Annotated in this window: 26 protein-coding genes; 10 read left to right on the top strand and 16 right to left on the bottom strand. The window is 47.1% G+C overall.

Annotation, left to right across the window (positions count from 1 at the left end):
- Positions 1-5 precede the first annotated feature (5 nt).
- Positions 6-2,192, top strand: a complete 2,187-nt coding sequence (gene katG, locus N7386_RS01615; protein ID WP_279766842.1) for a catalase/peroxidase HPI — start codon at positions 6-8, stop codon at positions 2,190-2,192.
- 86 nt (positions 2,193-2,278) lie between these two features.
- Here the strand turns inward: katG and N7386_RS01620 are convergent, their stop codons facing one another.
- Positions 2,279-3,493, bottom strand: a complete 1,215-nt coding sequence (locus N7386_RS01620; RefSeq protein WP_279766843.1) for a 4Fe-4S binding protein — start codon at positions 3,491-3,493, stop codon at positions 2,279-2,281.
- 477 nt (positions 3,494-3,970) lie between these two features.
- Between N7386_RS01620 and N7386_RS01625 the strand changes: the two genes are divergently transcribed.
- The gene (locus N7386_RS01625) at positions 3,971-5,548 is read left to right on the top strand and encodes a sulfotransferase (protein ID WP_086903228.1); all 1,578 of its coding nucleotides are present in this window, start codon (positions 3,971-3,973) and stop codon (positions 5,546-5,548) included.
- A gap of 351 nt (positions 5,549-5,899) precedes the next feature.
- Here N7386_RS01625 and N7386_RS23495 read toward each other — a convergent pair whose 3' ends face one another.
- The 5 genes from N7386_RS23495 to N7386_RS01645 all read right to left on the bottom strand — a co-directional run bounded on the left by N7386_RS23495 (position 5,900) and on the right by N7386_RS01645 (position 9,359).
- Positions 5,900-5,992 (bottom strand): SEC-C metal-binding domain-containing protein, encoded by a 93-nt coding sequence (locus tag N7386_RS23495; RefSeq protein WP_347815248.1) that lies wholly within the window; start codon positions 5,990-5,992, stop codon positions 5,900-5,902.
- Positions 5,958-6,968, bottom strand: a complete 1,011-nt coding sequence (locus tag N7386_RS01630) for an aspartyl/asparaginyl beta-hydroxylase domain-containing protein (RefSeq protein ID WP_279766844.1) — start codon at positions 6,966-6,968, stop codon at positions 5,958-5,960. Before N7386_RS01630 ends, N7386_RS23495 begins: the two co-directional genes overlap by 35 nt.
- A gap of 25 nt (positions 6,969-6,993) precedes the next feature.
- Complete coding sequence (locus N7386_RS01635) at positions 6,994-7,995, bottom strand: sulfotransferase (RefSeq protein WP_086903226.1); 1,002 nt, start codon at positions 7,993-7,995, stop codon at positions 6,994-6,996.
- Positions 7,996-8,454: 459 nt separating this feature from the next.
- Complete coding sequence (locus N7386_RS01640; protein ID WP_279766845.1) at positions 8,455-9,108, bottom strand: DUF2959 domain-containing protein; 654 nt, start codon at positions 9,106-9,108, stop codon at positions 8,455-8,457.
- A 29-nt stretch (positions 9,109-9,137) separates the two neighbouring features.
- The gene (locus N7386_RS01645) at positions 9,138-9,359 is read right to left on the bottom strand and encodes a hypothetical protein (RefSeq protein WP_037423215.1); all 222 of its coding nucleotides are present in this window, start codon (positions 9,357-9,359) and stop codon (positions 9,138-9,140) included.
- Positions 9,360-9,440: 81 nt separating this feature from the next.
- Between N7386_RS01645 and N7386_RS01650 the strand changes: the two genes are divergently transcribed.
- The 6 genes from N7386_RS01650 (at position 9,441) to azoR (ending at position 13,715) form a co-directional block, all read left to right on the top strand.
- Entirely contained in the window at positions 9,441-10,454 is a 1,014-nt protein-coding gene (locus N7386_RS01650) for a virulence factor BrkB family protein (RefSeq protein ID WP_279766846.1), read from the top strand.
- A gap of 45 nt (positions 10,455-10,499) precedes the next feature.
- Positions 10,500-11,456, top strand: a complete 957-nt coding sequence (locus N7386_RS01655; RefSeq protein ID WP_279766847.1) for an alpha/beta fold hydrolase — start codon at positions 10,500-10,502, stop codon at positions 11,454-11,456.
- Positions 11,453-12,055, top strand: coding sequence for a hypothetical protein (locus N7386_RS01660; protein WP_218678223.1), 603 nt, complete (start codon positions 11,453-11,455; stop codon positions 12,053-12,055). The genes N7386_RS01655 and N7386_RS01660 overlap by 4 nt, the downstream gene beginning before the upstream one ends.
- Positions 12,056-12,070: 15 nt before the next feature.
- Positions 12,071-12,508, top strand: coding sequence for a D-aminoacyl-tRNA deacylase (dtd, locus tag N7386_RS01665; RefSeq protein WP_011621125.1), 438 nt, complete (start codon positions 12,071-12,073; stop codon positions 12,506-12,508).
- 39 nt (positions 12,509-12,547) lie between these two features.
- On the top strand, positions 12,548-12,985 hold the full coding sequence (locus N7386_RS01670; RefSeq protein WP_086903221.1) for a thioesterase domain-containing protein: 438 nt from the start codon (positions 12,548-12,550) through the stop codon (positions 12,983-12,985).
- A gap of 133 nt (positions 12,986-13,118) precedes the next feature.
- Positions 13,119-13,715: an FMN-dependent NADH-azoreductase gene (azoR, locus tag N7386_RS01675; RefSeq protein WP_279766848.1), complete on the top strand. Its 597-nt coding sequence runs from the start codon at positions 13,119-13,121 to the stop codon at positions 13,713-13,715.
- Between the two features lie 61 nt (positions 13,716-13,776).
- Here azoR and N7386_RS01680 read toward each other — a convergent pair whose 3' ends face one another.
- The 3 genes from N7386_RS01680 to N7386_RS01690 all read right to left on the bottom strand — a co-directional run bounded on the left by N7386_RS01680 (position 13,777) and on the right by N7386_RS01690 (position 14,978).
- A complete protein-coding gene (locus N7386_RS01680) occupies positions 13,777-13,959 on the bottom strand; it encodes a hypothetical protein (protein ID WP_086903220.1) in 183 nt (60 codons plus the stop codon).
- A 23-nt stretch (positions 13,960-13,982) separates the two neighbouring features.
- Positions 13,983-14,306 carry a rhodanese-like domain-containing protein gene (locus N7386_RS01685; protein WP_011627458.1) on the bottom strand — a complete coding sequence of 108 codons (324 nt, stop codon included), beginning with the start codon at positions 14,304-14,306 and terminating at the stop codon, positions 13,983-13,985.
- 96 nt (positions 14,307-14,402) lie between these two features.
- Complete coding sequence (locus N7386_RS01690) at positions 14,403-14,978, bottom strand: XRE family transcriptional regulator (RefSeq protein WP_279766850.1); 576 nt, start codon at positions 14,976-14,978, stop codon at positions 14,403-14,405.
- A 129-nt stretch (positions 14,979-15,107) separates the two neighbouring features.
- Between N7386_RS01690 and N7386_RS01695 the strand changes: the two genes are divergently transcribed.
- The gene (locus N7386_RS01695) at positions 15,108-16,295 is read left to right on the top strand and encodes a benzoate/H(+) symporter BenE family transporter (RefSeq protein ID WP_279770943.1); all 1,188 of its coding nucleotides are present in this window, start codon (positions 15,108-15,110) and stop codon (positions 16,293-16,295) included.
- A 56-nt stretch (positions 16,296-16,351) separates the two neighbouring features.
- Here the strand turns inward: N7386_RS01695 and N7386_RS01700 are convergent, their stop codons facing one another.
- Positions 16,352-16,807: a GNAT family N-acetyltransferase gene (locus N7386_RS01700; protein WP_279766851.1), complete on the bottom strand. Its 456-nt coding sequence runs from the start codon at positions 16,805-16,807 to the stop codon at positions 16,352-16,354.
- 606 nt (positions 16,808-17,413) lie between these two features.
- Here N7386_RS01700 and N7386_RS01705 point away from each other — a divergent pair.
- Positions 17,414-18,892, top strand: coding sequence for a P-loop NTPase fold protein (locus N7386_RS01705; protein ID WP_279766852.1), 1,479 nt, complete (start codon positions 17,414-17,416; stop codon positions 18,890-18,892).
- A gap of 367 nt (positions 18,893-19,259) precedes the next feature.
- Here N7386_RS01705 and N7386_RS01710 read toward each other — a convergent pair whose 3' ends face one another.
- The 6 genes from N7386_RS01710 to N7386_RS01735 form a co-directional block, all read right to left on the bottom strand.
- Positions 19,260-20,003, bottom strand: a complete 744-nt coding sequence (locus N7386_RS01710) for a hypothetical protein (RefSeq protein ID WP_011715556.1) — start codon at positions 20,001-20,003, stop codon at positions 19,260-19,262.
- A 10-nt stretch (positions 20,004-20,013) separates the two neighbouring features.
- On the bottom strand, positions 20,014-21,267 hold the full coding sequence (locus N7386_RS01715; RefSeq protein ID WP_279766853.1) for a beta-ketoacyl-ACP synthase: 1,254 nt from the start codon (positions 21,265-21,267) through the stop codon (positions 20,014-20,016).
- On the bottom strand, positions 21,268-21,993 hold the full coding sequence (locus N7386_RS01720) for a 3-ketoacyl-ACP reductase FabG2 (RefSeq protein WP_011627449.1): 726 nt from the start codon (positions 21,991-21,993) through the stop codon (positions 21,268-21,270). It abuts the gene before it with no gap.
- A gap of 125 nt (positions 21,994-22,118) precedes the next feature.
- On the bottom strand, positions 22,119-22,658 hold the full coding sequence (locus N7386_RS01725) for a hotdog family protein (RefSeq protein ID WP_279766854.1): 540 nt from the start codon (positions 22,656-22,658) through the stop codon (positions 22,119-22,121).
- A gap of 5 nt (positions 22,659-22,663) precedes the next feature.
- Complete coding sequence (locus N7386_RS01730; protein ID WP_279766855.1) at positions 22,664-23,881, bottom strand: beta-ketoacyl-[acyl-carrier-protein] synthase family protein; 1,218 nt, start codon at positions 23,879-23,881, stop codon at positions 22,664-22,666.
- Between the two features lie 96 nt (positions 23,882-23,977).
- Complete coding sequence (locus tag N7386_RS01735) at positions 23,978-24,712, bottom strand: DUF3261 domain-containing protein (protein WP_279766856.1); 735 nt, start codon at positions 24,710-24,712, stop codon at positions 23,978-23,980.
- Between the last annotated feature and the right edge of the window lie 4 nt (positions 24,713-24,716).

Genomic DNA, 24,716 nt, shown 5'->3' on the forward strand with positions numbered 1-24,716 from the left:
ATTCAATGGACAAGACTCAAAGCTCCCAAGGTAAATGCCCCGTGATGCATGGGGCAAATTCAGCGGTCGCCAGCAACAATATGGATTGGTGGCCGAAGGCACTTAACCTCGATATTTTGCACCAGCACGATAAGAAGACGGATCCTATGGATCCTAAGTTTAACTATCGCGAAGCCTTCAACAGCTTAGATCTCGCCGCAGTGAAGCGCGACCTCAATGCCTTAATGACCGACAGCCAAGATTGGTGGCCCGCCGACTGGGGACACTATGGTGGCCTGATGATCCGTATGGCATGGCACTCGGCCGGGACCTATAGAGTCGCCGATGGCCGTGGCGGCGCGGGAACGGGCAATCAACGCTTTGCCCCACTCAATAGCTGGCCCGATAACGCCAACTTAGACAAGGCGCGCCGTTTACTCTGGCCGATTAAGAAAAAATACGGCAATAAACTCTCATGGGCGGATTTAATGATCCTCGCGGGCAATGTGGCCTACGAGTCTATGGGCCTAAAAACCTATGGTTTTGCTGGTGGCCGCGAGGATATTTGGCACCCAGAGAAGGACATTTATTGGGGTTCTGAAAAACAATGGTTAGCGCCAACGGAAAATCCCAACAGCCGTTACTCGGGCGAGCGTGACCTTGAAAACCCCTTGGCCGCCGTAATGATGGGGCTGATCTATGTGAATCCAGAAGGGGTCGATGGCAAACCCGATCCCCTGCGCACCGCCCAAGATGTGCGTGTCACCTTTGCGCGAATGGCGATGAATGATGAAGAGACAGTGGCCTTAACCGCGGGTGGCCACACTGTGGGTAAGTGCCATGGTAATGGCAAGGCGCAGGATCTTGGCCCCGAGCCTGAGGGCGAAGATCTTGAGGCTCAAGGTTTAGGCTGGCTCAACAAAAAAGGCCCAGGCATTGGCGCAAATGCCGTGACCAGTGGCCTAGAAGGCGCTTGGACGACTCATCCCACTCAATGGGATAACGGTTATTTTCACCTACTGTTAAATTACGATTGGGAATTGAAAAAAAGCCCAGCGGGCGCCTCGCAGTGGGAACCGATTAATATCAAAGAGGAAGATAAAGTCGTCTCTGTGGGCGATCCGAATCGCAAGTTTAATCCCATCATGACGGATGCGGATATGGCGATGAAGATGGACCCTGAGTATCGCAAAATCTCTGAGAAGTTTTATCAGGACCCCGCCTATTTCTCCGAGGTATTTGCCCGAGCTTGGTTTAAGTTAACCCATCGCGATCTGGGTCCGAAGAGCCGCTACTTGGGGCCAGAAGTGCCGAATGAGGATTTGCTTTGGCAAGACCCGATCCCAAGCGTCGATTATCGCTTAGATGCCAGTGAGATTGTCGACCTGAAGGCGAAATTATTAGCGTCGGGACTCAGCGTATCCGAGTTAGTAGCAACGGCGTGGGACAGTGCCCGCACCTTCCGAGGCTCGGATTTCCGTGGTGGCGCCAATGGCGCGCGGATCCGCTTAGCACCGCAAAAGGATTGGCAGGCGAACGAACCCGAGCGGCTGCAGAAGGTGCTTAAAGTATTGACTGAGCTGCAGGCAAGCCTAAGTAAAAAAGTCAGCATCGCCGACTTAATCGTGCTGGGCGGCGCCGCTGCGATTGAAAAGGCCGCCCACGAGGCGGGAGTGAAAGTGACTGTGCCCTTTATCCCCGGCCGTGGCGATGCGACGCAGGAAATGACCGATGTGGAATCCTTTGCCGTGCTTGAGCCCTTGCACGATGCGTATCGTAACTGGCAGAAAAAGGATTATGTGGTTCAGCCCGAGGAGATGATGCTCGATCGTACTCAACTGATGGGGTTAACTGCCCATGAGATGACAGTACTGGTTGGCGGAATGCGGGTGTTAGGCACTAACTATGGCGGTACAGGTCATGGTGTGTTTACCGACAAAGTAGGTGTGTTAACCAATGATTTCTTTGTGAATCTGACCGACATGGCCTACAACTGGAAGCCTGCTGGCAGCAATCTTTATCAGATAGTCGAGCGCAAAACTGGCGCGGTGAAGTGGACCGCTACCCGCGTCGATCTGGTGTTTGGTTCTAACTCGATTTTGCGTGCCTATGCCGAGGTCTATGCGCAGGATGATGCCAAAGAGAAGTTTGTGCATGACTTTGTGGCCGCTTGGACTAAGGTGATGAATGCCGATAGGTTCGATTTGGCTTAGTCACTAGCGCTTAAGCTTAGCGCGAACATAAAAGGTGCAGCTTGGGCTGCACCTTTTTTATGTCTACTTAGCAATAAATCAGAGAGTTAATGGCCCACTCGGTCAATCACTTGGATAAGCTCCATGCGGATACTGTCCGGTGTTTGGCTGTGCCAGAATCCGGCTAAATAGGCGCCGAGTGGCAGGGCAAAGAGCGCCAATAATAACAAGACTAACAAGCCCTTATGGCTAACGCTGTGGCCAGATTTTAGGCTAAAACCGAGTGCCGCCGATTTAGGACAGGCGGCGACGCAGCGCATACAGGCTTGGCACTCGTCGCTGCGAACCGTGGTTTTGGTGTGCACTATGATGTTGGCTGGGCAGGCGCGGGTACATTTGTCGCATTTCATGCCTTTAGCTTCGATCAGGCAATGTTGAGTATTGCGGCGGATCTTGAGCGGGCTGGCAAAACTTAAGATCCCAAGCATGGCGCCATAGGGACACAAGTAGCGGCAAAATCCTTGGCGACGCCACGCCGCTAAGGCGAGGATAAGCGCAAAGCAGGCTAAGGTGATGAGGCCTGGCGTGACAAAAAACAGCGCCATCTTAAGGTCGGCAATCTTGTGGTAGTTGCCCTGTAGATAATAGGGAATCGATTCGCTAGGCATACCGATAACGATGTAAAACAGCCCCAGCAGCAATAAGTATTTCAGCATCCGCAGTGGCCAGTCCAACCATGCGGGCGGCGCCAGTTCGGCCTTGATAAAGCCCTTGCGTAAGGCGTAGAGATATTCGCCTGCAAGCCCTAATGGGCAGGCCCAGCCACAAAAGGCGCGTTTGCAGAGTAGGCCCGTGAGTAGCACGGCGGCGAGCATGACGGCTGCGGCGGGATGGGTTTGGTCCCACAGGTTGAGCGTCACTATGGCTTTTAGCTCAATGCCACCCGCGATAGGTAAGAAGGCATCGACGACATCGGGGCGCATCAACCAAGGCACTATGCCTTGTTTAAGCTGGATAGCATTGATGCAGTATTGGATAGCGACGATAAACAGTGAGAGCGCGAGCAGATGTTGGCAGCCTTCACGTAGGGTGTTGATTTTTATCTCGCCCTTTAATTCCTCAGGGACAAACTTGTTGGCAATCAGGCACAGCGGCAAGGCAATGGCTAGGGCGAGCGCCAAAGGCCAGTAGAGGCTAATCGCCACGGCGCCAACACTCAGGAGTAAGGTGGCCACTGCTCCCCATTTTTTACCGCTCCAATAGCTTAGGGATGCGATATACATCAGGGCCAACATCAGGGTAAGAGATTCAATAAAAGTCATGTTAATACTGCAAATAGAATACACGTATTCAGTCTGAGTCGAACTGACGGGATAAGTTTTTGAGCTAAAAGTGAATTTGTGCGGTAGATCCAATAATTATACGATTGAGAAACCAAAGCGCGCCTTAGCTCACAAAGCCAAATATCTTAGCCTTGCACAAAAGAAACAGAGAATGCAGGGAGGGTGAAACTAGTCGCTTTATCATAGACCTGTTAAATGGAACTCGCTTTTTGGCTATCGATATATTTTTGAGTGTTATTTATACAGCAACAACCTCTTGTCTGTAAAACTAATAAACTAGAGGTGATATCCCAGTCTATGGTGAGTCCCCCCTTATTGAGCTTTCCGTGAAATCTGCGGCATAAATTTTAAGTCCGTGAAAGCTTTAGGCTAAAGGTAAACTTGTTTATACTGTCAGCATTAACATTGAAATCTCTTAATGGTAAACATTTTTTAACAAGACAAGGGGGGGGTCACTTGAGCCAAGAAGAACAATATTTAAAAGATGCCAAGGCTTGTTTCGCTGCACGACAATTTTCATCTGCGAGCAGGTATGCGCGAAAAGTGATTCGCCTTCAACCTCAAAATCTAGATGCATTATTAATTTTGGCGCAACTTGCGCTTGAAGCGAATGATTTCAAGGATGCTGAAATTAAATTCGACACTATTTTAATACTGGATCCCAGTTCGGTGAGTGCACTTAGAAGTAAATTACATTTGTTAGAAGTTCGGCAACGCTATTTTGAACAAATTGATATTATCAATTGCCTTATCAAAATCACTCCAGACGATCTCGAGCTACACTTTAAACTCGGTATAGCGGCACTACAAACTGGAAACATGGTCTTGGCAACCGAAGAATTAAACTATTGTGTTAAAAATAATTATGATAATGGCGCTGTAAAATTGAATTTAGGCCATATTTACAAAGCGACAGGTAATACACAACTTGCTGCATTTTATTACCATGAATTTATTGCAGAAAAACCAGAAAAGAAAGCTGCCGGATTTTGGGGGTTAGCAGATTTAAAAAATTATACGTTTTCAGAAATGGATAAAATAGAAGTCATTACTGCCATAAATACTCCATCGCAGTCAGATGCAAGCCTTGCATTATTATTATATACACTGAATCGGATCTATGAACAGTCAGGTGATAATAAGCTAGCATTTGATGCTATGGTTAGGGCTAACAATCTCTTGGTGCCACTAAAACCATTTAAAAAAGCCTTATTTGTTAACACTGTACAATCTCTACTCCATACAAACTTGACTCCACGTATGGCAGTTGATGGGGGCTCTATCCCCATTTTCATTGTTGGTATGCCCCGTTCAGGGACAACATTAGTCGAACAGATTCTTGCGAGCCATAGTTTAATTGGTGCAACCGATGAGCTACCTTATATAGAGAGAATAGCATTAACCCTTGAACAAGCAGGTGGCTACGCTAAACAACTGGAAAATTTTAATCAACAGCAAATAAATCAGTATCAACAGCAATATTTACAAGAATCTGCTCAGTATTTTACAGAGGTTCCTTATTATTTCATTGATAAAAATCCCAATAATTTCCTTCATATCGGTTTGATCAAAACACTTTTCCCTCAGGCAAAAATTATAAATGTCATTCGGCATACGACGGATAATGCCCTCAGTGTATTTAAACAATACTTCAGTGTTGGGCACAATTATTCCTACTCATTAGATAATATCAAAGTGTATTGGGAAAATTATCTCGAGCTGATGAAGCATTGGGATCGTCTATTTCCGCAAGAAATATATCATCTCTGCTTCGAAAGACTAGTTACTCAGCCTGACGATCAAATTCCTAAGTTGCTTGCATACTGTGGTGTAGAATTTGAAGTTGATTGTCTAAATTTTTATCAGTCTACGCGACCTGTTTTGACACCTAGTGCAAGTCAAGTTAGACAGCCCATGAACACTAAGGCTATAGGGCAATGCGAAAAATATCAGCCATTTATGGCACAAGACTATCTCGATTTTGAGGAGATCAATGCTAAAGTTAAAAAATGTTTGTTAAGTGCAAAAATTTAACCCAAAACGGTCCAGATAGCTATTATTTAGAATAGAGTTATGGATTGTCTCGGAGAGCTTGTTCATCTTCTTGGGGTGGATTAGCTCTACTTGTTGTTTATGGTGTGATTTGAAAATTCGTGCCGACACTGTAATATTTAATCACCAGCGAAATTTTACCTATTTGCAAACGTATAAAGTGTTAAATGGCTCCTCAAATCATTAAATTAATATAATTCAATCGATTATTTTTTTTGGGTGGTATGGTGATATTCACGAAGCATTGAACTAAAAGTATTTCAATTTTTTGAAAAATGCTGCCCTCTTAGAGAGGCAGCATTACTAAGTAGTCAGTATTTTATTGATGTAAGATTAACTTATCTTTCCATGGCAATTTTTATATTTTTCACCAGAGCCACAATGGCATGTACTATTTCGAGTTAATCCTATTTTTTTTCGATTCATTTTTATTTATGGACTTAATAACGTTAGTGGTTGGCAGTGCTAATTCTACATTCATTGATGGACCTATTATCAGCTGTGCTAAAATTTTTACAGCGGAAGTACCATTTTTGATAAAAATATTTTTATCAAACTGGCTTGCTTGTTTCAGCACTTCATTTCGTAATCGATGAAATAAAGGCCAGCCAGTTTTATCTTCACCATATAAAAACCATAACTCACGCCAATCAGATACAAAATTCTTTAATAGTTTAGCAAATTGTGCTTTTGTTGATTCAGAACTTTGGCTGTAAGACTGTACCTCGGTTATTAAATCATTCACTAATAATTCAACTTCACCAGGTGACATTATTATTTGGTAATTATTTTTTTCTGTACGAAGTTCAATCCGTTTTTTAGGCTGATAATTAAGGAATTTACGAGATGTCGAACCATCTTCGTGGATATTTTCGATCATATCCCAAAAATGGCTTGAACCAGCAAAATCAATCACTAAATGGACACGGGATTGGTTACTGTTATTTTCAACTTTGTGGAATTCCCATGAGTCAAAAATCCAGCAATCACCAGCAGCCATATGTATACGTTTGTTAGCACACTGGAAAATAACAGTGTCGGTGGTAGTTATGGGAATATGTACTCTGACACGTTTATACCAGTGATAATTGATATCTGAATGTAATGGGACTTCGCATCCAGCATCAAGTTTCATCAATCGAGTTCGGCCAACCACCTCGCCAAATGAAGCGATTACTTGTTGCAGATATTCACATCTGAGTAATGCCGAAGTTGGCAGCATAATACCCTTAAAGTCATTATTAAATTCACCATTGACAGATATTAAAGGTAAAGCTGAGTTTCCTTTAAAATTTTCATGATGTGGCACCCATTCAGAATCAGCAAATTGTGCGATCTCTTGCTGCATTTTTTCTAAATCAAATTGTAATGGGAGTTGATAAAATTCACGCTTAAGTTTCATTATTGTTAACTCTTCATCTGACGGGCTAAATTAATGCGCCATGGCAATACTTATAACGTTTTCCTGACTTGCATGGGCAAAGTGAGTTTCGACTCATGCCTTTATACAAATCTTTCTGAGTAACACTATCTTGATTTGTTTTTAGGATAACCCTTACTTTAGACAACGGTTCAATGGATTGTTCGATTAATAACTTATTTATAAGGTCTAGTGTCGATTCAATTTTAGGAAAAACCTGTTGTATTGCTGCCGCATTACTCTGCCATTTATTGGGAGCTGGAGGAGAAACTGTATATCGAGAATAGGGTAAATGAGTATCACAAATCTGCTGGAATAAGTTATCAAAAGGGATATCGCAAAATTGACAAAGAGCTGCGAGTTGCTTGCTAGGTGTTGCCACTAAATCACGGTAAGTGAGTATATGCCAACGAGACTTAGGTAGTTTTAATAAGCTGCTCATGATCGCATCGTTTGCCTGCTGCCATTGAAAAGCAGCGATTTCCTGCAGTGTGTTACCTCTTTGTCGTGCCCAATTATCTGGAAGTAATAAAGACCAATCCCCAAATCCTGGCAATTGCGGATACGTGACAAATCGATTGGACCGCCATGCTTCCATAATGCTGCTGATATTTTCCTTAGGATCTCTGACTAAATAAATAAATAATGCATCAGGAAATACACTGTTGAGAAAGTCGACACGTAAACTATTTTTAGGAGTTTTTTCTAAAAATCGTATAGGTGAATGATGGGGCAAAGAAACCTGAGTACCATCGGCTTTACGCAATTTTGAAGCAAATCCCTTTCTCAATAGATGAATGATATCAGGTGTGGCATCCTCTTTAGTAAGCGCATTCGAACGGAATCCTCGTATTGCTACATTTAGTTCAGGGATAGTTTCAATGACGGCATGGCTTTCACCACCGATTGTACATAAAGAGGTGTTTTGTGACAGGACCTCAAAGAGCAAGGTGCTGCCAGAGCGTGGAGCCGACAAGATAATTATGGGGCGCTCAAAACAAGTATCCAATCGTGTTACCCTGCATTAACAAATTAATTTAAACACAGCATACAGGAAGACGGTTTTGACTTCAAAATACACCACCCGGTAGCATTTTTGCGCCCAAGATGTATCGCTTTTTAATCTTATATCTGCATTAGTATTGTTATTTCTAATCTGTTATGTTCGATTTTTTGGTGTTTATTAGCCTGTACAAGCTATTAGATTTGAATTCTAACTGTTCCCGTTTAAAGACGAGCAATCTCATACATTATTGTTTTTAGTCTGTTATGACGAGAAATATAGCTAAATTCTTATGCTCTGATTTATAAGGTGTATTTTTTAACTGTTTGATAATAAAAACAAATTTACTATAGGTGATAAGTTGAGATGTATCATTTCAAACAGTTATAGCAAATTGACCCGCTTAATATTTCCGCAAAGCACAAACTTAAACTCAACATCGAGTTTACCTATTTACAGGCTTTGTTAACCCTTTGAGCTCTCTAGGGCCTCGATAAACTTGGTCGACTCGTTGATCGACTTGTTCATCTCTTTGATAAGCCCAGAGATATCCGTCTGTAGGCTCGCAAATTCCCCTTTAATCGCGCCTATCGCTTGGGCATTTAAGTTATGCTTTAAATACAGCATATTGTCTTTCATGGCGGTGAGAATGGGCGGCATTTTAGATTCGGCGCGACGCATGGTTTTCATCAGTTGCTCGTAGGAACGGCGGGTTTCCTTGAGCTTGGTTTCACTGTTGCGGCGTAGGCTGGCTTTGCTGATCTCGCCGATTTCGGCTTGCCATTCATCGAATAGCGCCTCGGCGACATCTTCGACTTTATTGATGCGATTACTCACGTCATCGGCGGCACTTTGGGCTGACTCGTATTCATCTTTGGCCTTGTTGTAGGCCTTTTCGAGGTTGCCACCATCGTGGTTGAGCAGGGCTTGCATCTCCTCGAGTGCTGAACTGAAGTCTTTTTGGGCATCCTCTTGGGATTCTTTTGCGGCCTTCACTCTGTCGACCATGATGTCGCGCTTGTGGTAGCCCACTTTTTCCATGGCGCCGTAATAGGCACTCTGGCAGCCCGTCAGCAATAGCGTTGCCGCCATCAGGCTTGAGGTGATCAATCTTTTCATTGGGTATTCCGTCACTGAGTCAGATGAAGTTAGTCGGCCTTAAAACGTGCCGCATCGATAATGCTCCAGAGGTGAAAGATAGCACCAATTACCGCGGGCACAATTAACCACCAAAGGGCGTAGCCGACTACAGTGACCACGAAGAATAGCAATGCTGCCAAAATTCGCCCTTGTAGCAGTTGGCCTAGGCCGGGGAAAAACAGACTAGCGATTGCAGCGATAACATTGCCAGTGGATCCTTGTTGTGACATCAATTCACTCCTTAGACTTGTAAATTAAGTGTTTATTGTACGAAGATAACGAGTCTATACCAACAGAATCAAGAGAAACCCGTGACTAAGAAGATAGATCTGGCACAAATTCGAGTCTTACTCCTTGGGATTTGGCACTTCCTGCTGCATTTACGCCAGCGCCTAGTAGAAGATCAAATCAATATTCGTGCGGGCCACTTGGCCTATGTCACCCTATTATCGCTCGTTCCTATGGTGGCGGTGACTATGTCTATGTTGTCGGCGTTTCCTGTGTTTAAGGGGATCCGCGGCCAAATTGAAGCCTTCGTTTACGAGAATTTTTTACCCGCAGCGGGCGATACGGTACAAGTCTATATCAATGAATTTGTGGGTAATGCCTCTAAAGGCACTGCGGTGGGGATTGCGGCCTTAGTGGTGGTGGCGATTATGCTGATCTCCGCCATAGATAAGTCACTGAATAATATTTGGCGCACTAAGGAAAAACGTTCTGTGGTCGTGGCCTTTTCCATGTATTGGATGGTGATTACCTTAGGCCCTGTGCTGGTGGGGGCGAGCCTAGTGGCGACTTCCTACGTGGTGTCGTTAAAGCTGTTTGAGGGCGACACCTTATCTGGCGTAATGCCGCTGTTTATCGAACGTTTGCCGATGTTATTTTCGGTGGCCGCGTTTTTACTGCTCTATATGGTGGTACCGAATCAAAAGGTGAAGTTTTGGCACGCACTACTCGGTGCTGTGGTGGCTGCCTTGCTATTCGAGTTGGGGAAAAAAGGTTTTGCCTTGTATGTGACGAAATTTCCAAGTTATGAAGCCATTTATGGTGCGCTGGCGACCATTCCTATTCTATTTGTTTGGGTATATTTATCTTGGATGATCGTGCTACTGGGCGCCGAAATTACCGCCGCCATGCCCGAGTATTTGGACTATGAGTCCAGCAGCGATATCAACGAAACTAACCTCGAGGGTCAACCTTTAGCGGCGCAGGATACACCCGCCGCGCAGCTAGAAACCCCATCCGCCCAATCAAGCCAAGTGCTTGAGACGACAGGTGAACTTGCGGCAAACGCGCCTTCATCGACTACACTGGATAAGCCGTAGCTAAGTTATCATTCACCAATACATTCAGCGAGCCTTATCCCACCTATGATCACTGATGCCCATCCGCTTGCTGCTTTTATCCGCCGTGATTGGCTGATGATGGGCAATGGGCAGCAGTTGCATCTCGCTCAATATGGTAATCCGCAGGGTATCCCGCTGCTTTATCTGCATGGTGGTCCTGGTGCAGGCGCTAGTGTGAGTGAGCTCAGTTTATTTAACCCCGAGCATTATTGGATTTTACTGCTAGATCAACGAGGTGCGGGACAATCGCTGCCCGCTGGCGAGTTGGAACATAACCATTTAAATGGGCTTATCTGCGATATTGAGGCGATTCGGATTCACTTAGGCATAGCGCGTTGGTGCCTAGCGGGTGGCTCATTTGGCGCCACCTTAGCCTTAATTTACAGTGGTTTATTTCCTCATCGAGTGATTGCTCAAGTACTGTGGGCAATGTTTATTCCCTCCAAGGCCGGCATTGAATGGCTCTATGCGCCCTCGGGCGCAGCGCAGTTATATCCACAGGCTTACCGTGAATTTGCCGCGCCTTCTATTGGATTGGCGGATTTATTTACGCATTATCAGCTAGGATTTAACGCCCAAGATGAGGTAACTCGCCACGAATTTGCCCGCCGTTGGATCCAATGGGAATTAACCCTAGCGGGCGTACCAACTGGCCTACCTAAGCGGCTTGCGCCGCCGCTATTCGCCTTAGCTCAAATTGAGCTGCACTATGCGCAAAATGATTACTTCAATATGTTCAGTGTATTACAACGGGTGACATCTCAAGTCTCTGCGCGTACCCTGCTATTACAAGGCACGCAGGATGCCGTCTGTCCGGCACGCTTATTAGCCGCATTTGGGGCAAAAATCGATAACCCCAGGATACAAATCCACACTATTGTTGATGGCGGGCATTCGTTGAATAGTGAAATACTCTCACTTGCCGTCACACTCGAAATTCAAGCCATGTGGTCTTGGATAAAGCGACAGGAGTTTGCATGAAATTAGCTATGATTATTGCCGCCATTTTAGGATTAACGGCCTGCGCAGCCACCTCATCCTCAACCCCAGAACCTCAATCCTCATCTTCTGCGGTCGAATCCACCGAGGTGCGTGCTCCCGTGGCGCCTAAAGTGGTGCAGTTGGCTGGAATGACCAATGAGGCCGCCGCTGATGCTTTGTATCAGGCCTTAATTAATGCCAACTATTTAGCCACCAAAGTCGGGGCGGATAAGGTTGCGGTGCAATTTGGCAATAATGATTTTATGCTCGAACCCAGTATAAATGCTGCGGGGATTGACCGTATTCTGATGAACCGTTTTTATGCGGTGCATCCACAGTTGCAGGCCAGCCCTGAACTGCCCGCGGTGATTGGCGAACTAAACGCCAAGCTAAACTTCGCTAAATTTGTATTGCGCGAGCAGGGCGCAGTGATCCAAATCCAAGGTACCGTGACCTTTGCCGATAAGGTCGAAATCGAGGAGCTTCGCCGTTTTATGCTGTGGACCGATGGCGGCTTGGCAGAAATCGCTAAGTCCTTGCCGGAGGGAATTGAGCAGTATCTGCGCCCAATTCCTTTGATGCCCGTTGTAAAGTCTTAATTTAAAGGAAAAGTTGTGATCGCTTTAATTCAAAGAGTCAGCCGCGCCAGCGTGGTGGTGGACAATCAAACCATAGGTGCAATCGATAAGGGTTTGTTAGTTTTACTTGGGGTTGAGCGGGAAGATAACCGCGAGAAGATGGAGAAATTAGCCACTAAGGTGATGAGTTATCGAGTGTTTTCCGATGAAAATGGCAAGATGAATCTCAACTTAACTCAGGCGGGTGGCTCGCTTTTAGTGGTGTCGCAATTTACCTTGGCCGCCGACACTGGCCGTGGCCTGCGCCCGAGCTTTTCGGGGGCGGGTACACCCGAGCAAGCGCTTGGCCTGTATGAAGAATTTGTCGCCTTTTGCCGTGCGCAGGGGGTAACGACTGAAACGGGACAATTTGGCGCCGACATGAAGGTCGAGCTGGTCAACGATGGTCCAGTAACCTTCAATTTGCAGGTATAACCCACAGGAAAATGTGCCAACGGCAGTAAGGACATGCACATGGACGAATTATTGAACCAATTGCGCCAGACCTGGCACAGCACCATTCCCGTTAGCGAGTATATGCAGATAGCGCCAGTTTCCTTCGCCGAAGGCGAACTGCGCGTGAGTGCGCCACTGGCGCCGAATATCAATCTGCATAACACTATGTTTGCGGGCAGTATTTATACCCTTATGACGCTCACAGGTTGGGGCATGGTGTGGCTGCAACAGCAGCTTCAGCAGGTGGATGGCGACATAGTGTTAGCCGATGCCCATATCCGCTACATAGCGCCCGTGACCTGTGCGCCCGAGGTCAAAGTGCGCTGGCCTGAAACAGATTTAAGCCCGCTGCACCGGGGGCGTAAAGCCAAAGTAAAACTGGAAGTACAACTCTTTTGTGACGAAAAACTCTGCGCTCAATTTGATGGCTTATATGTCAGTGTGCCTAAAATGTAAAACCTTTCTAAAAAATCGAAGCTAATCTCAAATTTTATCCGCTTTTTTTCTTTTTTATGGGCTAATAAACTAGCGTCATAGAGTCGAGAGCAAGCTGAAAGACTCTCAAGTATTTCAATTTTCGGAGCAGATTATGTCTAAAGTCCTAGTGTTAAAATCCAGTATTCTTGGCGGTTATTCACAATCTGCCTTGTTAGTTGACCACCTGATCGGTAAATGGGAAGACCAAGGCGCGACCATCACAGTTCGCGATTTAGCGGGTAAAGATGTGTTGCCAATGGTTGATGGCGAAATTGCCTCTGGCCTACTTGGCGGCGCCGAGTTAACTGCACGTCAGCAAGAGATGCTCGACCTGTCTAACGCCTTAGTTGAAGAGTTAAAAGCGAACGACACTATCGTGATCACCGCGCCTATGTACAACTTCAACATTCCAACCCAGCTGAAAAACTGGATTGATTTTGTGGCCCGTGCCGGTGTGACTTTCACTTATACCGAAAACGGTCCTAAAGGCTTAGTAGAAGGTAAACGCGCTGTGTTGATCACCACCCGTGGTGGCGCTCATAAAGATGGTCCAACGGATCACATTGTGCCTTTCTTAAAAACCTTCCTCGGCTTTATCGGTATCACCGACGTGGAAGTGGTTTATGGCGAAGCGCTGAACATGGGCCCAGAAGCCAACCAAAAAGGTATCAGCGAAGCGAAACAAAGCCTCGATGCGTTAACCGTTTAATCGCAAAGATAATAAAAAATGCCAGCGTAAATGCTGGCATTTTTGTTTCTGCAGCAAGCGATTATTCGCACAGCTTGCAGCCAAGGGATATAGCGCTGGTTTCGATATAACGCACCTTAGTGCTGGCTTGGCCACGGTTGCGGCTCACGCTGTAGCGTGTTGCGCGAACCACTTTGGGCTGAGGCAGTTGTTCGCCGCTAGGTGGGCGTGGGCACTTTGTTATCATCTGCACCTCCTCACGCATCGTTGTTTTGCTTAGCTTAGGCCTTAGCTTGGCTGGCAGCACACTAAATCTTTTAGCGAGCCACCGTTGACCACACATTCAAAACCATTGGCCCTTAAAATATCGCAGCCCTTTTGGGCACGAATGCCTGCGCCGCAGTAAAGTACAAAGGGATGCTGTTTATTTTCGACCTGATGCAACCATTGGTCGAGCGTTGGCAGCGGTACGTTAATGGCCTGAGGCAAATGACCCGAGGCAAACTCCTCCGGTGAGCGCACATCGATAACGCGCGCACCTTGATCAATCAATTGCCAACATTTTTCACCGTTGCTGCTGCCAGATAATTTAGCCAGTAAAGATTGAAACATAGCTTTGCCCTCTATGATTAGAAAATTTTCAATAAGTTTATTCTAATGGATTGTCGGGCGCAAGCGCCAATCTGTTGGGCACTTTGCTTGTTGGCGTTACTCGGTGGCAGGCGCTTCCCTGTAGTAATGGATAAGATCATGAAACACCACAGGTTGATCGCTCAAGTTGCGGTAACCATGGGGTTTATCGGCGGCAAAGCGTACGGCCTCGCCCTGCTGTAATGGCTGCCACTGGCCATCGACTAACACTTCCATGGTGCCGCTCAGTACAATCACATGCTCGGTCACGCCCGCTTCATGGGGCTCGGAAAGGCGTTCATAGTGCGGCAATAGAGTGAGTTCAAACATCTCAAAACCAAAGCGTGGCTCAAAGGGAAATAGCGACGCCACTAACATGCCATCGGTTGCAGGCTTTTGGCGTAATGCATCTGCGTTACGAAAGACCGCGCCTTGGCTCTCGGGCGTTGGCTCCAAAAAGGTCGAGAGTGAGGTATTAAAACCGCTGGCGATTTTCCACAGGGTAGCAATGGTGGGGCTGGATTCGCCGCGTTCAATCTGGCCTATCATGGCCTTACTTACGCCTGTCTCGAGTGCCGCTTTATCTAGGCTCCAACCCTTTTGGCTGCGCAGTTGTTTTAGGGTCGCGGCAAGATAACTGTTGATGGTCTGCATTAGGTTCTGACGCTTAAAAAATCATTTGTACGTTATAACGCACAAGTGCTATCTTGTCCATCTCGTGCGTTATAGCGCACGATGAGTGGTTCGATGATCAAGACAAAGGTAGGCAGAGGAGTAGGGATGATGTGGCGCGAGGCTTTAGGACTATCAAAAATATCGGCGGGCTTTATTGCCGTGCTGGTGGGCTACAGCAGTTCGGCGGTGATTATCCTGCAGGCGGCAGATGCCGTTGGCGCGACATCGGCACAGATGAGTTCATGGCTGTGGGCCTTAGGTGTTGGCATGGGACTCACCAGTATTGGCCTGTCACTCTACTATAAAAATCCGGTGCTTACGGCATGGTCGACCCCCGGAGCGGCTCTGATGGTCAGCAGCCTTGCGGGTTTGAGTATCCACGAAGCCGTTGGTGCCTTCCTGATTAGCTCTTTGTTGATCACTCTATGCGGCTTGGCGGGCTGGATGGATAAGCTTATTCGTATCATGCCGCAGTCAGTCGCTTCGGCCATGTTAGCGGGGATTTTATTGCAGTTTGGCTTAGGGCTGTTTCAAGCCATGCAGACTCAACTGAGTTTAATCCTATTGATGTTATTAGTGTTTGTTGTGCTTAAGCCCTGGGCGCCACGCTACATTATGTTGCTCACCCTCGTCGTGGGGATAGGGATGAGTTATCAATTGGATCTACTGCAACTCGATAAGCTTGAGTTGCAATTCGCGGCTCCTGTATGGATAGCACCTACGTTTTCTGTCACCAGCGTAGTGGGTGTGGCGCTGCCCTTATTTGTGGTGACTATGGCCTCACAAAATATGCCTGGAGTGGCTGCGCTGCACGGCCATGGTTATCGTCCGCCTATCTCGCCATTAATTACCGTGACGGGTCTGATGGGCGTACTGTTTGCCCCCTTTGGTGGCTTTGCCTTTAACCTATCCGCCATTACGGCGGCCATTTGCATGGGTAAAGAGGCGGACCCTAACCCCGCAACTCGTTATTGGGCGGCGGTGTGGGGCGGAGTCTTTTATTTGATAACAGGTCTACTCGGCGCAACTGTGGTGGGGCTCTTCGCCGCATTTCCGAAGGAGTTGGTGCTTGCGATTGCAGGATTAGCCCTGCTTGGCACCATAGGTAACAGTCTGACCGCTGCGCTCGCGGATAACGACGAGCGAGAGGTGGCGGTGATTACGTTTCTCGTCACCGCCTCGGGCGTGAGTGTATTGGGGATCGGCAGTGCCTTCTGGGGATTATTGCTCGGATTTTTAATGCATTACTGGCACAAGCATCGCGCTTTAACCACAACTAAACAGGCAAAAGCTTAGCTGTGGTTAGGTTTAGACTGCGGTTCGCCATGTAAGTGGATTGATGTGTGTTAGGCCTAGAGCTTTTTTGTCATAAACAGGCTATTGGGGTCGAGCACGTAATCGGCAAAGGGGCCGCACAGCTCGAAGCCAAATTTGGCATACAGGTTACGGGCGGGTTGGAAAAAGGCCATTGAGCCCGTTTCTAAACTGAGGCGCTGCACGCCTGCGGCTTTGGCATCATTGATCAAGTGCTGCAATACCTTAGAAGCAATCCCCTGTTGTTTGTAGGTGGCGGCGGTGCGCATCGATTTGATCTCGGCGTGCTCGGCATCTAACCATTTTAGTGCACCGCAGCCCGCTAGATTTCGGCCATCCCACAGTGTCCAAAAGCGAATATTGGGTTGGCGCAGGCCATTCAAGTCTAATGCGTGCACACTCTCCGGCGGCGAGGTTGCTCGCATATCTTCAAGGTGTTCAGTTAAAAGTGCTGCAATTTCAGGCCCTTTTAGATCATCTAGTATTATTTTCATTGTTGCTCTCAAGATTAAAATTCCCTGTGTTGTCGCTTATCCATCATAGCGTTATCGCGTTTGGTTGTTTTTAGGGTTAAAACGCCGCGGTGGATAAGCAAAGGGTAGGCCAACATTTAGGGAAGAGGTTGGTATCAGTCTTTATAGCAAGAGAAATAACTTCCTGTTTTATTTTGCTTTCTTTTCCATGGATCTGGTAAATGCTAGAAAAGTCGCCCCTAGATCTTTCCCAACTTAGTTTGGATTTTTAGATGAAGTCAAAGTCGTGGGGCTTCACCCCACACCCGACCAAGGAGGACTGCTCGTCCTATCCTCCTTGGATGCTCCAAGACGCCCCAACGGAGTTGAAAGCCCCTTGTGCTCATTGCCAAATTTGCTATCGCTTCCGAAGGATGCGTCCCTGCAGCTGCGAAAGCTAGCTCGCCATCCATGGTGAGACTCACGCAATTTGTCTAATCGCCCTGCGGCAACTCCGAGGGGATGGTGTACTCCTTTGATTTCAGTGTTATTTGAGCGTCAAATATCATATAAAGAGAAACTAATTAGGAGATATTGATTGGCAGTAACATTGAGCCGCAAAGTATACAAAATATGGAATAAAAACTCATGAACGACTCTACATCTTCACTAGCTTTTTCAACCTGTGCTTACAGGCAAATTCGAGAGAAGCAGGCTGATGCGTTTACGAAGTACTTGGATACTCGAAGTGATGAAAAAGCATATGTAGCGAATCTTAACGGCGCGTGGGGTACGGGGAAGACCTTCTTTGTCGATAATTGGTGTCGTAAACTTGGGGAGCAAAGATATGTTGCGATCAAAATCGACGCATGGGAATCTGATTATCTAAACGATCCACTTGCTCTTGTCACCGCTGAACTCTTGACTAAATTAAAATGTCAGAGTGGGATAATAGATTTCTCGGAAACTGAAAGTAAAATATTCAATGCTGGCTGGAAGTTAGCAAAAAACTTTTTACCAGTGATCACCATTGCTTTAGGTAAACATTTTCTAGGTAGTGAGTTTGGTGATCTACTTAAAGAAATTGGTGTGGCAGTTAAAGATTCGGCTAATGATAAAAGTGTATCAAAGAATCGTTTAGGCGAGTTTGGGGCTGAGATATTTTCAATACATAACAAGCATAAAGAGTTCGCCGTTGAGTTTAAAACGGAGTTGTCTAATTTAATAGATCAAGTTTGTGAACTGTCTAATAAAAATAAAGTTTATATTTTTATTGATGAATTAGACCGATGTAGACCTACATATGCTATTGAAATGCTTGAGGTGATAAAGCATTTGTTTGATATTCCTAAGTTGGTTTTCGTGATGTCTACAGATACTAAACAGCTGGAGTGTTCAATTAAGGCTGTTTACGGTGAACAGTTTGATTCAGAGGAATATTTAAGTCGATTTTTTCAAAGGCGATTAACTTTATCTGAGCCAAACTATTTGGATTTTATCAAGGCAAACGATTTCTTCTCCATAATAGAGTTTGATCCTGTAATAATGTATCCAGCAGTAACTAAAGATGTTGCTTATGAAATAGTAGCACTGTTTTGTGCTTTTCATCGGGTTTCATTACGAAGAATGGAACAACTTTGCGCTAGATTAGATGCAGCTTTAGTTAATTTACCATCAAACACAGCTTTTTCATTTATAGAGCTCGTTGGGAGTGTTTTTAGTTATGAACTTTATCCAAAGTTCAAGTTGAATTATTCGACTATGTATCGTTCTGGTAAACATAATTGGTCTGGATGTGAGCTTGAAATAAGTTATATTGGCGATCCCAATGGAGATAATGCTCAAAAGGCTCTGGAACACTACACTTCAGTTTGGAATAGTATGGTTTATGTTAGGGAGCATGCTTATCAACCTAGTCATCTTTATCAAATTGAACAGGGTTTTCGTAATAACTTAAACAGCTTAATAAGTAGGTTTGATAATTTTGTGAAATGCGAGCATCTGGAAAATTTTATTTGTTTGCATCGGACTAATAAGGCTGGTTTTGAAATCTCTACTGAAAAATTAATCCGAAAGATGAAAGATAATAGTAGTGTAAAAATTTTAACCGGAAGTGAGTTTGAGTAATATCTTCATCTGTTTAATGATTTCTCATAATTAAAATATAATAAACCTCACACCGTTTAATATATTAGCCTTTAGTTATGATTGTTCTACTTTCAGATTATTAATGTGATTCTAGTCTTTTAAGCTTTCAGATGTTGTCTGTGCTCGAAAGGCAAACCATGGTGATTGGCGAGACGACCGTCTGCCCCATGGACGGGGCGGTCGAGCATCCAGGGATGGACTTGCTGCGTGTCGTCGAGCCTGTACCATGGTTGGTCTCACTCCGTGGCGTGTCGTCGAGTCAGTACCATGGTTTGCCTACAAATGAGATCAAAAAGCCGAGATGATTCTCGGCTTTTTATTAGCGCTTTTGCTCATCCAAAGATGATTAGTAGTACTTCTTCAGATAGCTTTCGGCGTAGCTTTTCAGCTTTTTGTTCGGGTTGTTGTTGGCAATATTTTCAATCACTTCGCGGTATTGCGTATTGCCCGATGCGGCGAGGGCCTTGGCCATATTAGCGTAGGTATCGATGGCTAACTTGTCGTTGCTCATTAGGCGTGGATTTTTCAGCTCAACGCTGAGGCGCTCTAATAGAAAATCATCGTAGTTTTGATCGTCCATTATGCGTTTAGCGGCGAGGCGCATCAGCTCTAAATCATCGCTTTTCAAGGCGTTGGCAAAGGCATTGTTCTTAGGGCTTTGCTCGGCCACATATTGGCTGTTATCCGCTAAAATGGCGTTCCACTTTTTGTATTGCGCAAGATTTTCAAGGGCTTGTGATGCGTATTTCTTTAGTTTCTTGTGGTAGCTGCCATTGACTATGTTGCTGATGGTCGCGCTGTATTTGTCATTACCCGAGTAAGCTAAGCCTTTGACTAACCAAGCGCTGTAGTCGATGGCGTTTTTCTCGGTGGCGAGGGGCAGGGATTCGAGCAGTTTGGCCTCTAACACATCGTAAATGGCGGGATCGGATAATCCGGCAATCGTCAGGGCTTCGATGGCTTGTTTTTGCTTAAATTGATTGTCGCCTTTAAAAATTTCTTGATAGGTTTCAACCGTATATTCCTGTGCCCATACGGGTGAGCCCAGTAAGCTAATGCCGAGTAAAATGCTTGCTACTAATGGTTTCATTGATATGTCCTTATGTCGTTTTCCAGCGTTTAAAAATCAGTGAAGTGTTGATGCCGCCAAAGGCGAAGTTATTGCTCATCACATAGTCAGTGTCGAGTGTACGTGGCTCGCCGCGAATGTAATCGAGTCCGGCACATTCTGGGTCGATATTGTCGAGATTAAGCGTGGGGGCAAACCAGCCCGCATTCATCATTTCGATACTGACCCATGCCTCTAACGCGCCGCAGGCACCTAAGGTATGGCCTGTGTAGCTTTTAAGGGATGAAATCGGTATATCCGCACCGAAGACTGCATGGGTTGCATGGGTTTCGGCAACGTCACCACGATCGGTGGCTGTACCGTGGGCATTCACATAACCAATGGCATCGGGCGTAAGTGCCGCATCCTTAAGGGCTAAACGAATGGCGATTTCCATGGTATCGCTATTGGGCTGAGTCACATGCTGACCATCGGAATTAGTGCCAAAACCGACGATCTCGGCGTAAATTTTCGCGCCGCGCGCTAAGGCATGCTCTAACTCTTCAAGCACTAGCGTACAAGCGCCTTCGCCAATCACTAAACCGTCGCGATTGGCATCGAAGGGGCGAGGTGTTAACTCTGGCGTGGCATTTTTGGTGCTGGTGGCAAACAAAGTGTCGAATACTACCGCCTCGGTGGGGCAGAGTTCTTCACCGCCGCCCGCGAGCATTAAGGTCTGTTGCCCGTATTTGATGGCCTCATAGGCGTAACCTATGCCTTGGCTGCCCGAAGTACAGGCGCTGCTGGTGGTATGAATGCGTCCCTTAAGACCAAAGAAAACCCCCACGTTTACCGCAGTAGTGTGTGCCATCATGCGGATATAGCTGGTGGCGGTGACGCCTGACATATCGCCATTTTTGAGCATATCGCCAAAGGCGACCAGCGGATCGGTACTGCCAGTGGAGGAACCATAGGCAATGCCCATTTCCCCCGAGGTGACGATAGGATCGTCCAAGAGTCCAGCATCTATCAGCGCAAGTTCGCTGGCGCGAGTCGCCATAATCGAGACGCGTCCCATGGAGCGGATCTTTTTGCGGGAATAGTGGCTAGGCACCTCAAAGTCAGTAATGGGGGCGGCGAGGCGAGTGTTTAGTCCGTCGTATTTGTCCCATTCCGCCATCGTCACGACACAGTTTTTTTGTGCCTTAAGGCTGCTTGCGATACTTGGCCAGTCATGGCCTAGGGCGCTGATACCGCCGATACCGGTAACGACGACACGTCTGCCTAGGGGATTGCGCTGCGTCATTTAGATCATGCCTCCATTCACCGAAATCACTTGGCGCGTAATATAGGCGGCATCGTCCGACATTAAAAAGGCGGCTAAGGCGGCGATTTCATTGGGTTTACCCATGCGGCGCATCGGCACTAACTGCTCGACCATATCCTTAGGAATATCCGCCACCATATCGGTTTCGATTAAACCTGGGGCTATACAGTTTACAGTGATCTTACGTTTAGCCAGCTCTAAGGACAGCGCCTTAGTGGCGCCAATCAATCCGGCCTTAGAGGCGCTGTAATTGACCTGTCCACGGTTGCCCGCGATACCTGAAACGGAAGCTAAGGTGATGATACGGCCACCCTTGCGGCCTTGTACCATGGGCATAACACAGGGATGAATCACATTGTAAAAACCATCGAGGTTAGTGTGGATCACGCTGTCCCACTCAGTTTCGCTCATCGCTGGGAAGGCATTGTCACGGTTGATGCCCGCATTGAGTATCACGCCATAATAGGCGCCATTGGCTTCGATATCTGCTTCTATGGCGGCTTTTACGGCGGCGCGGTCGGCAACATCAAACTTTAATAGGCTGACGTTCACCCCAAGGGCGCTAAGTTCTGCAGCGCTGGCATCGGCTGCGGCCTGATTGCTGTGATAATGCAGGGCGATATCGTAGCCCGCCGCAGCCAGTTTAAGGGCGATGGCTTTGCCAATACCGCGGCTCGAACCTGTGACTAATACTCTGTTATTCATCTTTATTTCTCCACCCGTGATGCTTGATGATGAGTTGTTTATGCATCAAAGGGCTAAATCCTTTTGTAGTGCGACTGACGTTGCGTCGGTTTAAAGCTTGGCGCTTGTGAGCGCTAGGCCAGACATTAAGCCTGACTGGAGGCGATATACGCTTGAGTGTCCTGGGGTTGGAACACGTTCACATTGGCCTCGGCCACGAGTTGTGGTGTTTGCTCCGATCCTGCCTCGGGCAACAGATAAATCTGGCAATCGAATACCGCCAGTCCCGACTCTTCTTGATAGAGGCGTTTAACCTGAGTACGGTAGCGGCGGTTGAGTTCGTACTGCGCTGTGTGTAAGGCTAATTTACGCGATCCCAATAAAAAACCCACTCGGATTTTATCGTGGCGCAGTTTGGCCTCTACACCGGCGAGGGCAGCGATGCTCTGCGCCATGTATTCGATACCCACATAATTGGGGACGGCCTGACGTTGCTCGTCAAAATAAGCACTCTGAGGGCTGATCTGCACTTCGGTTTCGAGCGCATCCTGCTGATGACGAATGATCTTATCAATCAAGATCATCGGCGCGCGGTGCGGAATAAAATCAGCAATATTCTGCTCGGCTAATTGTTGCAGCCACATCGGCTCGGCGGGTGCCATTGCAGTGTCAGTAGAACTGGACATAAAACTTAAGCCCCTTTACGGCAAAAAATCAGGCTGGCATTGCTGCCACCAAAGGCGAAGGAGTTGCTCATCACATAGTTAAGCTTGCCATGTTCGGCGCATTGCTTGGGCGCGACTAAGGCTATGCTGGGATCCTGTGGATCTGGCTGCCCATCATACCTATGGGGAGGCAGGGCAAGATGGTGATTATGGGGTGAGAGCAGTAAATAGCAAAATGCGGCTTCAATCGCGCCCGCGGCACCTAAGGTATGGCCAACCAGCGGTTTGGTTGAGCTTGCGGGTGGTGGCGTGTCGCCAAATACCGAGAGTACGGCGCGGCTTTCCATCGCATCATTTTTAGGCGTTGCTGTGCCATGTAAGTTTATATAATCAATCTGTTTCGCCGAAATCTGTGCATCATCAAGCGCGGCCTGCATGGCGGCAATTGCCCCCGCACCTTCGGGATGCGGCGCCGACATATGGTGCGCATCGCTCGACTCGCCTATGCCTGCAAGCAAAACGCAGGCTTCATTTGCTGTGTTGTCTGTCGCTAAGGTCAGAGTAAATAGCGCGGCGCCTTCACCGATATTGATACCATCGCGGTTGGCGCTGAAGGGGTTGCAATGTCCCTTGGAAACCGATTCTAAGGCGTGAAATCCGTTGACTGTCAGTTGGCACAGGCTGTCGATACCGCCGACGATCACCATATCGCACAGCTTGGCCTCGAGTAGGCGTTTGGCGCTGGCAAATACCTTGGCGCTAGAGGAGCAGGCGGTCGAAATGGTGTAGCAAGGGCCTTGGAGCTCAAATAACTGGCGTAGAAAATCGCTGGTGCTGCCGAGTTCCTGCTGGAAATAATGGTAATCGGCGGGGAAGTGGCCGTGTTGATTGCGATAGGCCAAGGCGGCTTCGCCCTTCGAAATCCCCGAGGTGCTGGTGCCTAAGACCACGCCGATACGCTCGGCGCCAAACTCACTTTTGGCTTGCTCTACGGCATCGTGAATTTGCAGTGCGGCAGCAAGGAGTAACTGATTATTGCGACAATCGAATTGCGCCAGCGCGGCAGGAATGGTCGGTAACGACTCAGCGACGGGCGCAACCAGTGTCGACTCCCCAAATAGCAGAGTATCACTGGTTTGCATGGCACTGGTATCGCCTGCAATCAAGCGGGCTAACACCTGCTCGGGCGTTTGCCCTAACGGGGTACACAATCCAATTTGTGTAATGGCGACTCTGTTGTTCATTGCTGCTTGCTATACCTATGGCCTTTGATGTGAGCAAGGCTAAAGGCTCATATCGATTGGCTGTTAACGGGTGCCTATGGCATTGTCAAAAGACGATTAAATGGGTTGTATCTCTAACTCAAACTTTGCCTGTGGCATGGTCAAATTAATGTGTGCCTGCCAGAGGGCATCGTCGGTCTGTTGCTGATAACGAATTTGTATTACTTGAGTTTGGCTATCGCTGCGACTGATCAGCGTATCTTGGCTATAAAACTGGCGACAGGGAAGAGTGTCACACAGCCCCGTCACTAACTCGCCGCCCTCTAAATGGCTTTTAATACTCTGCTCCGGCCAATAGATGAGTTGCATCATCGCCATCAGGTATTCGGCTTTAAACTCATCCCCTAGCAAGAGACTCTGTTCACTGCTGAGTGTATTCCCATCGTAAACCAAGGTAAACAATGCCTGCCCAAGGGGCGCGAGCCCGACCAGCGTCATCCGTTCCCCTTCGAGTTCGAGCTGGGTGAGTAGCTCGTGGGTGTTATCGCCCACCTTAATACTCACCTTCTGACTAAAGGACTGGGGTGAGGATACCCCAGCTTTGCTGTCACCTTGCTGACTATTGCCTTGAATTTTAGGTTCATTCGCCTGCGGCTTGGTGAGCGGTTTATTCGTTGCAGGGCCAAAATCATGGGGCAGTGGCGCTAAGCAGTAACGCATATCTTTCGCCAAACCGACACAGGTTTGCCGATAGAGCAACTCACTGCATCCCATCAAACCTAGGCTGATAAGGAGCAGGGAAAAGGTTGCTATCGCCTTGGGGCGACCTTTGGCGTTAAGGCTTAAGCGCATCGAA

Source organism: Shewanella sp. GD04112 (genome assembly GCF_029835735.1).
GTDB lineage: Bacteria > Pseudomonadota > Gammaproteobacteria > Enterobacterales > Shewanellaceae > Shewanella.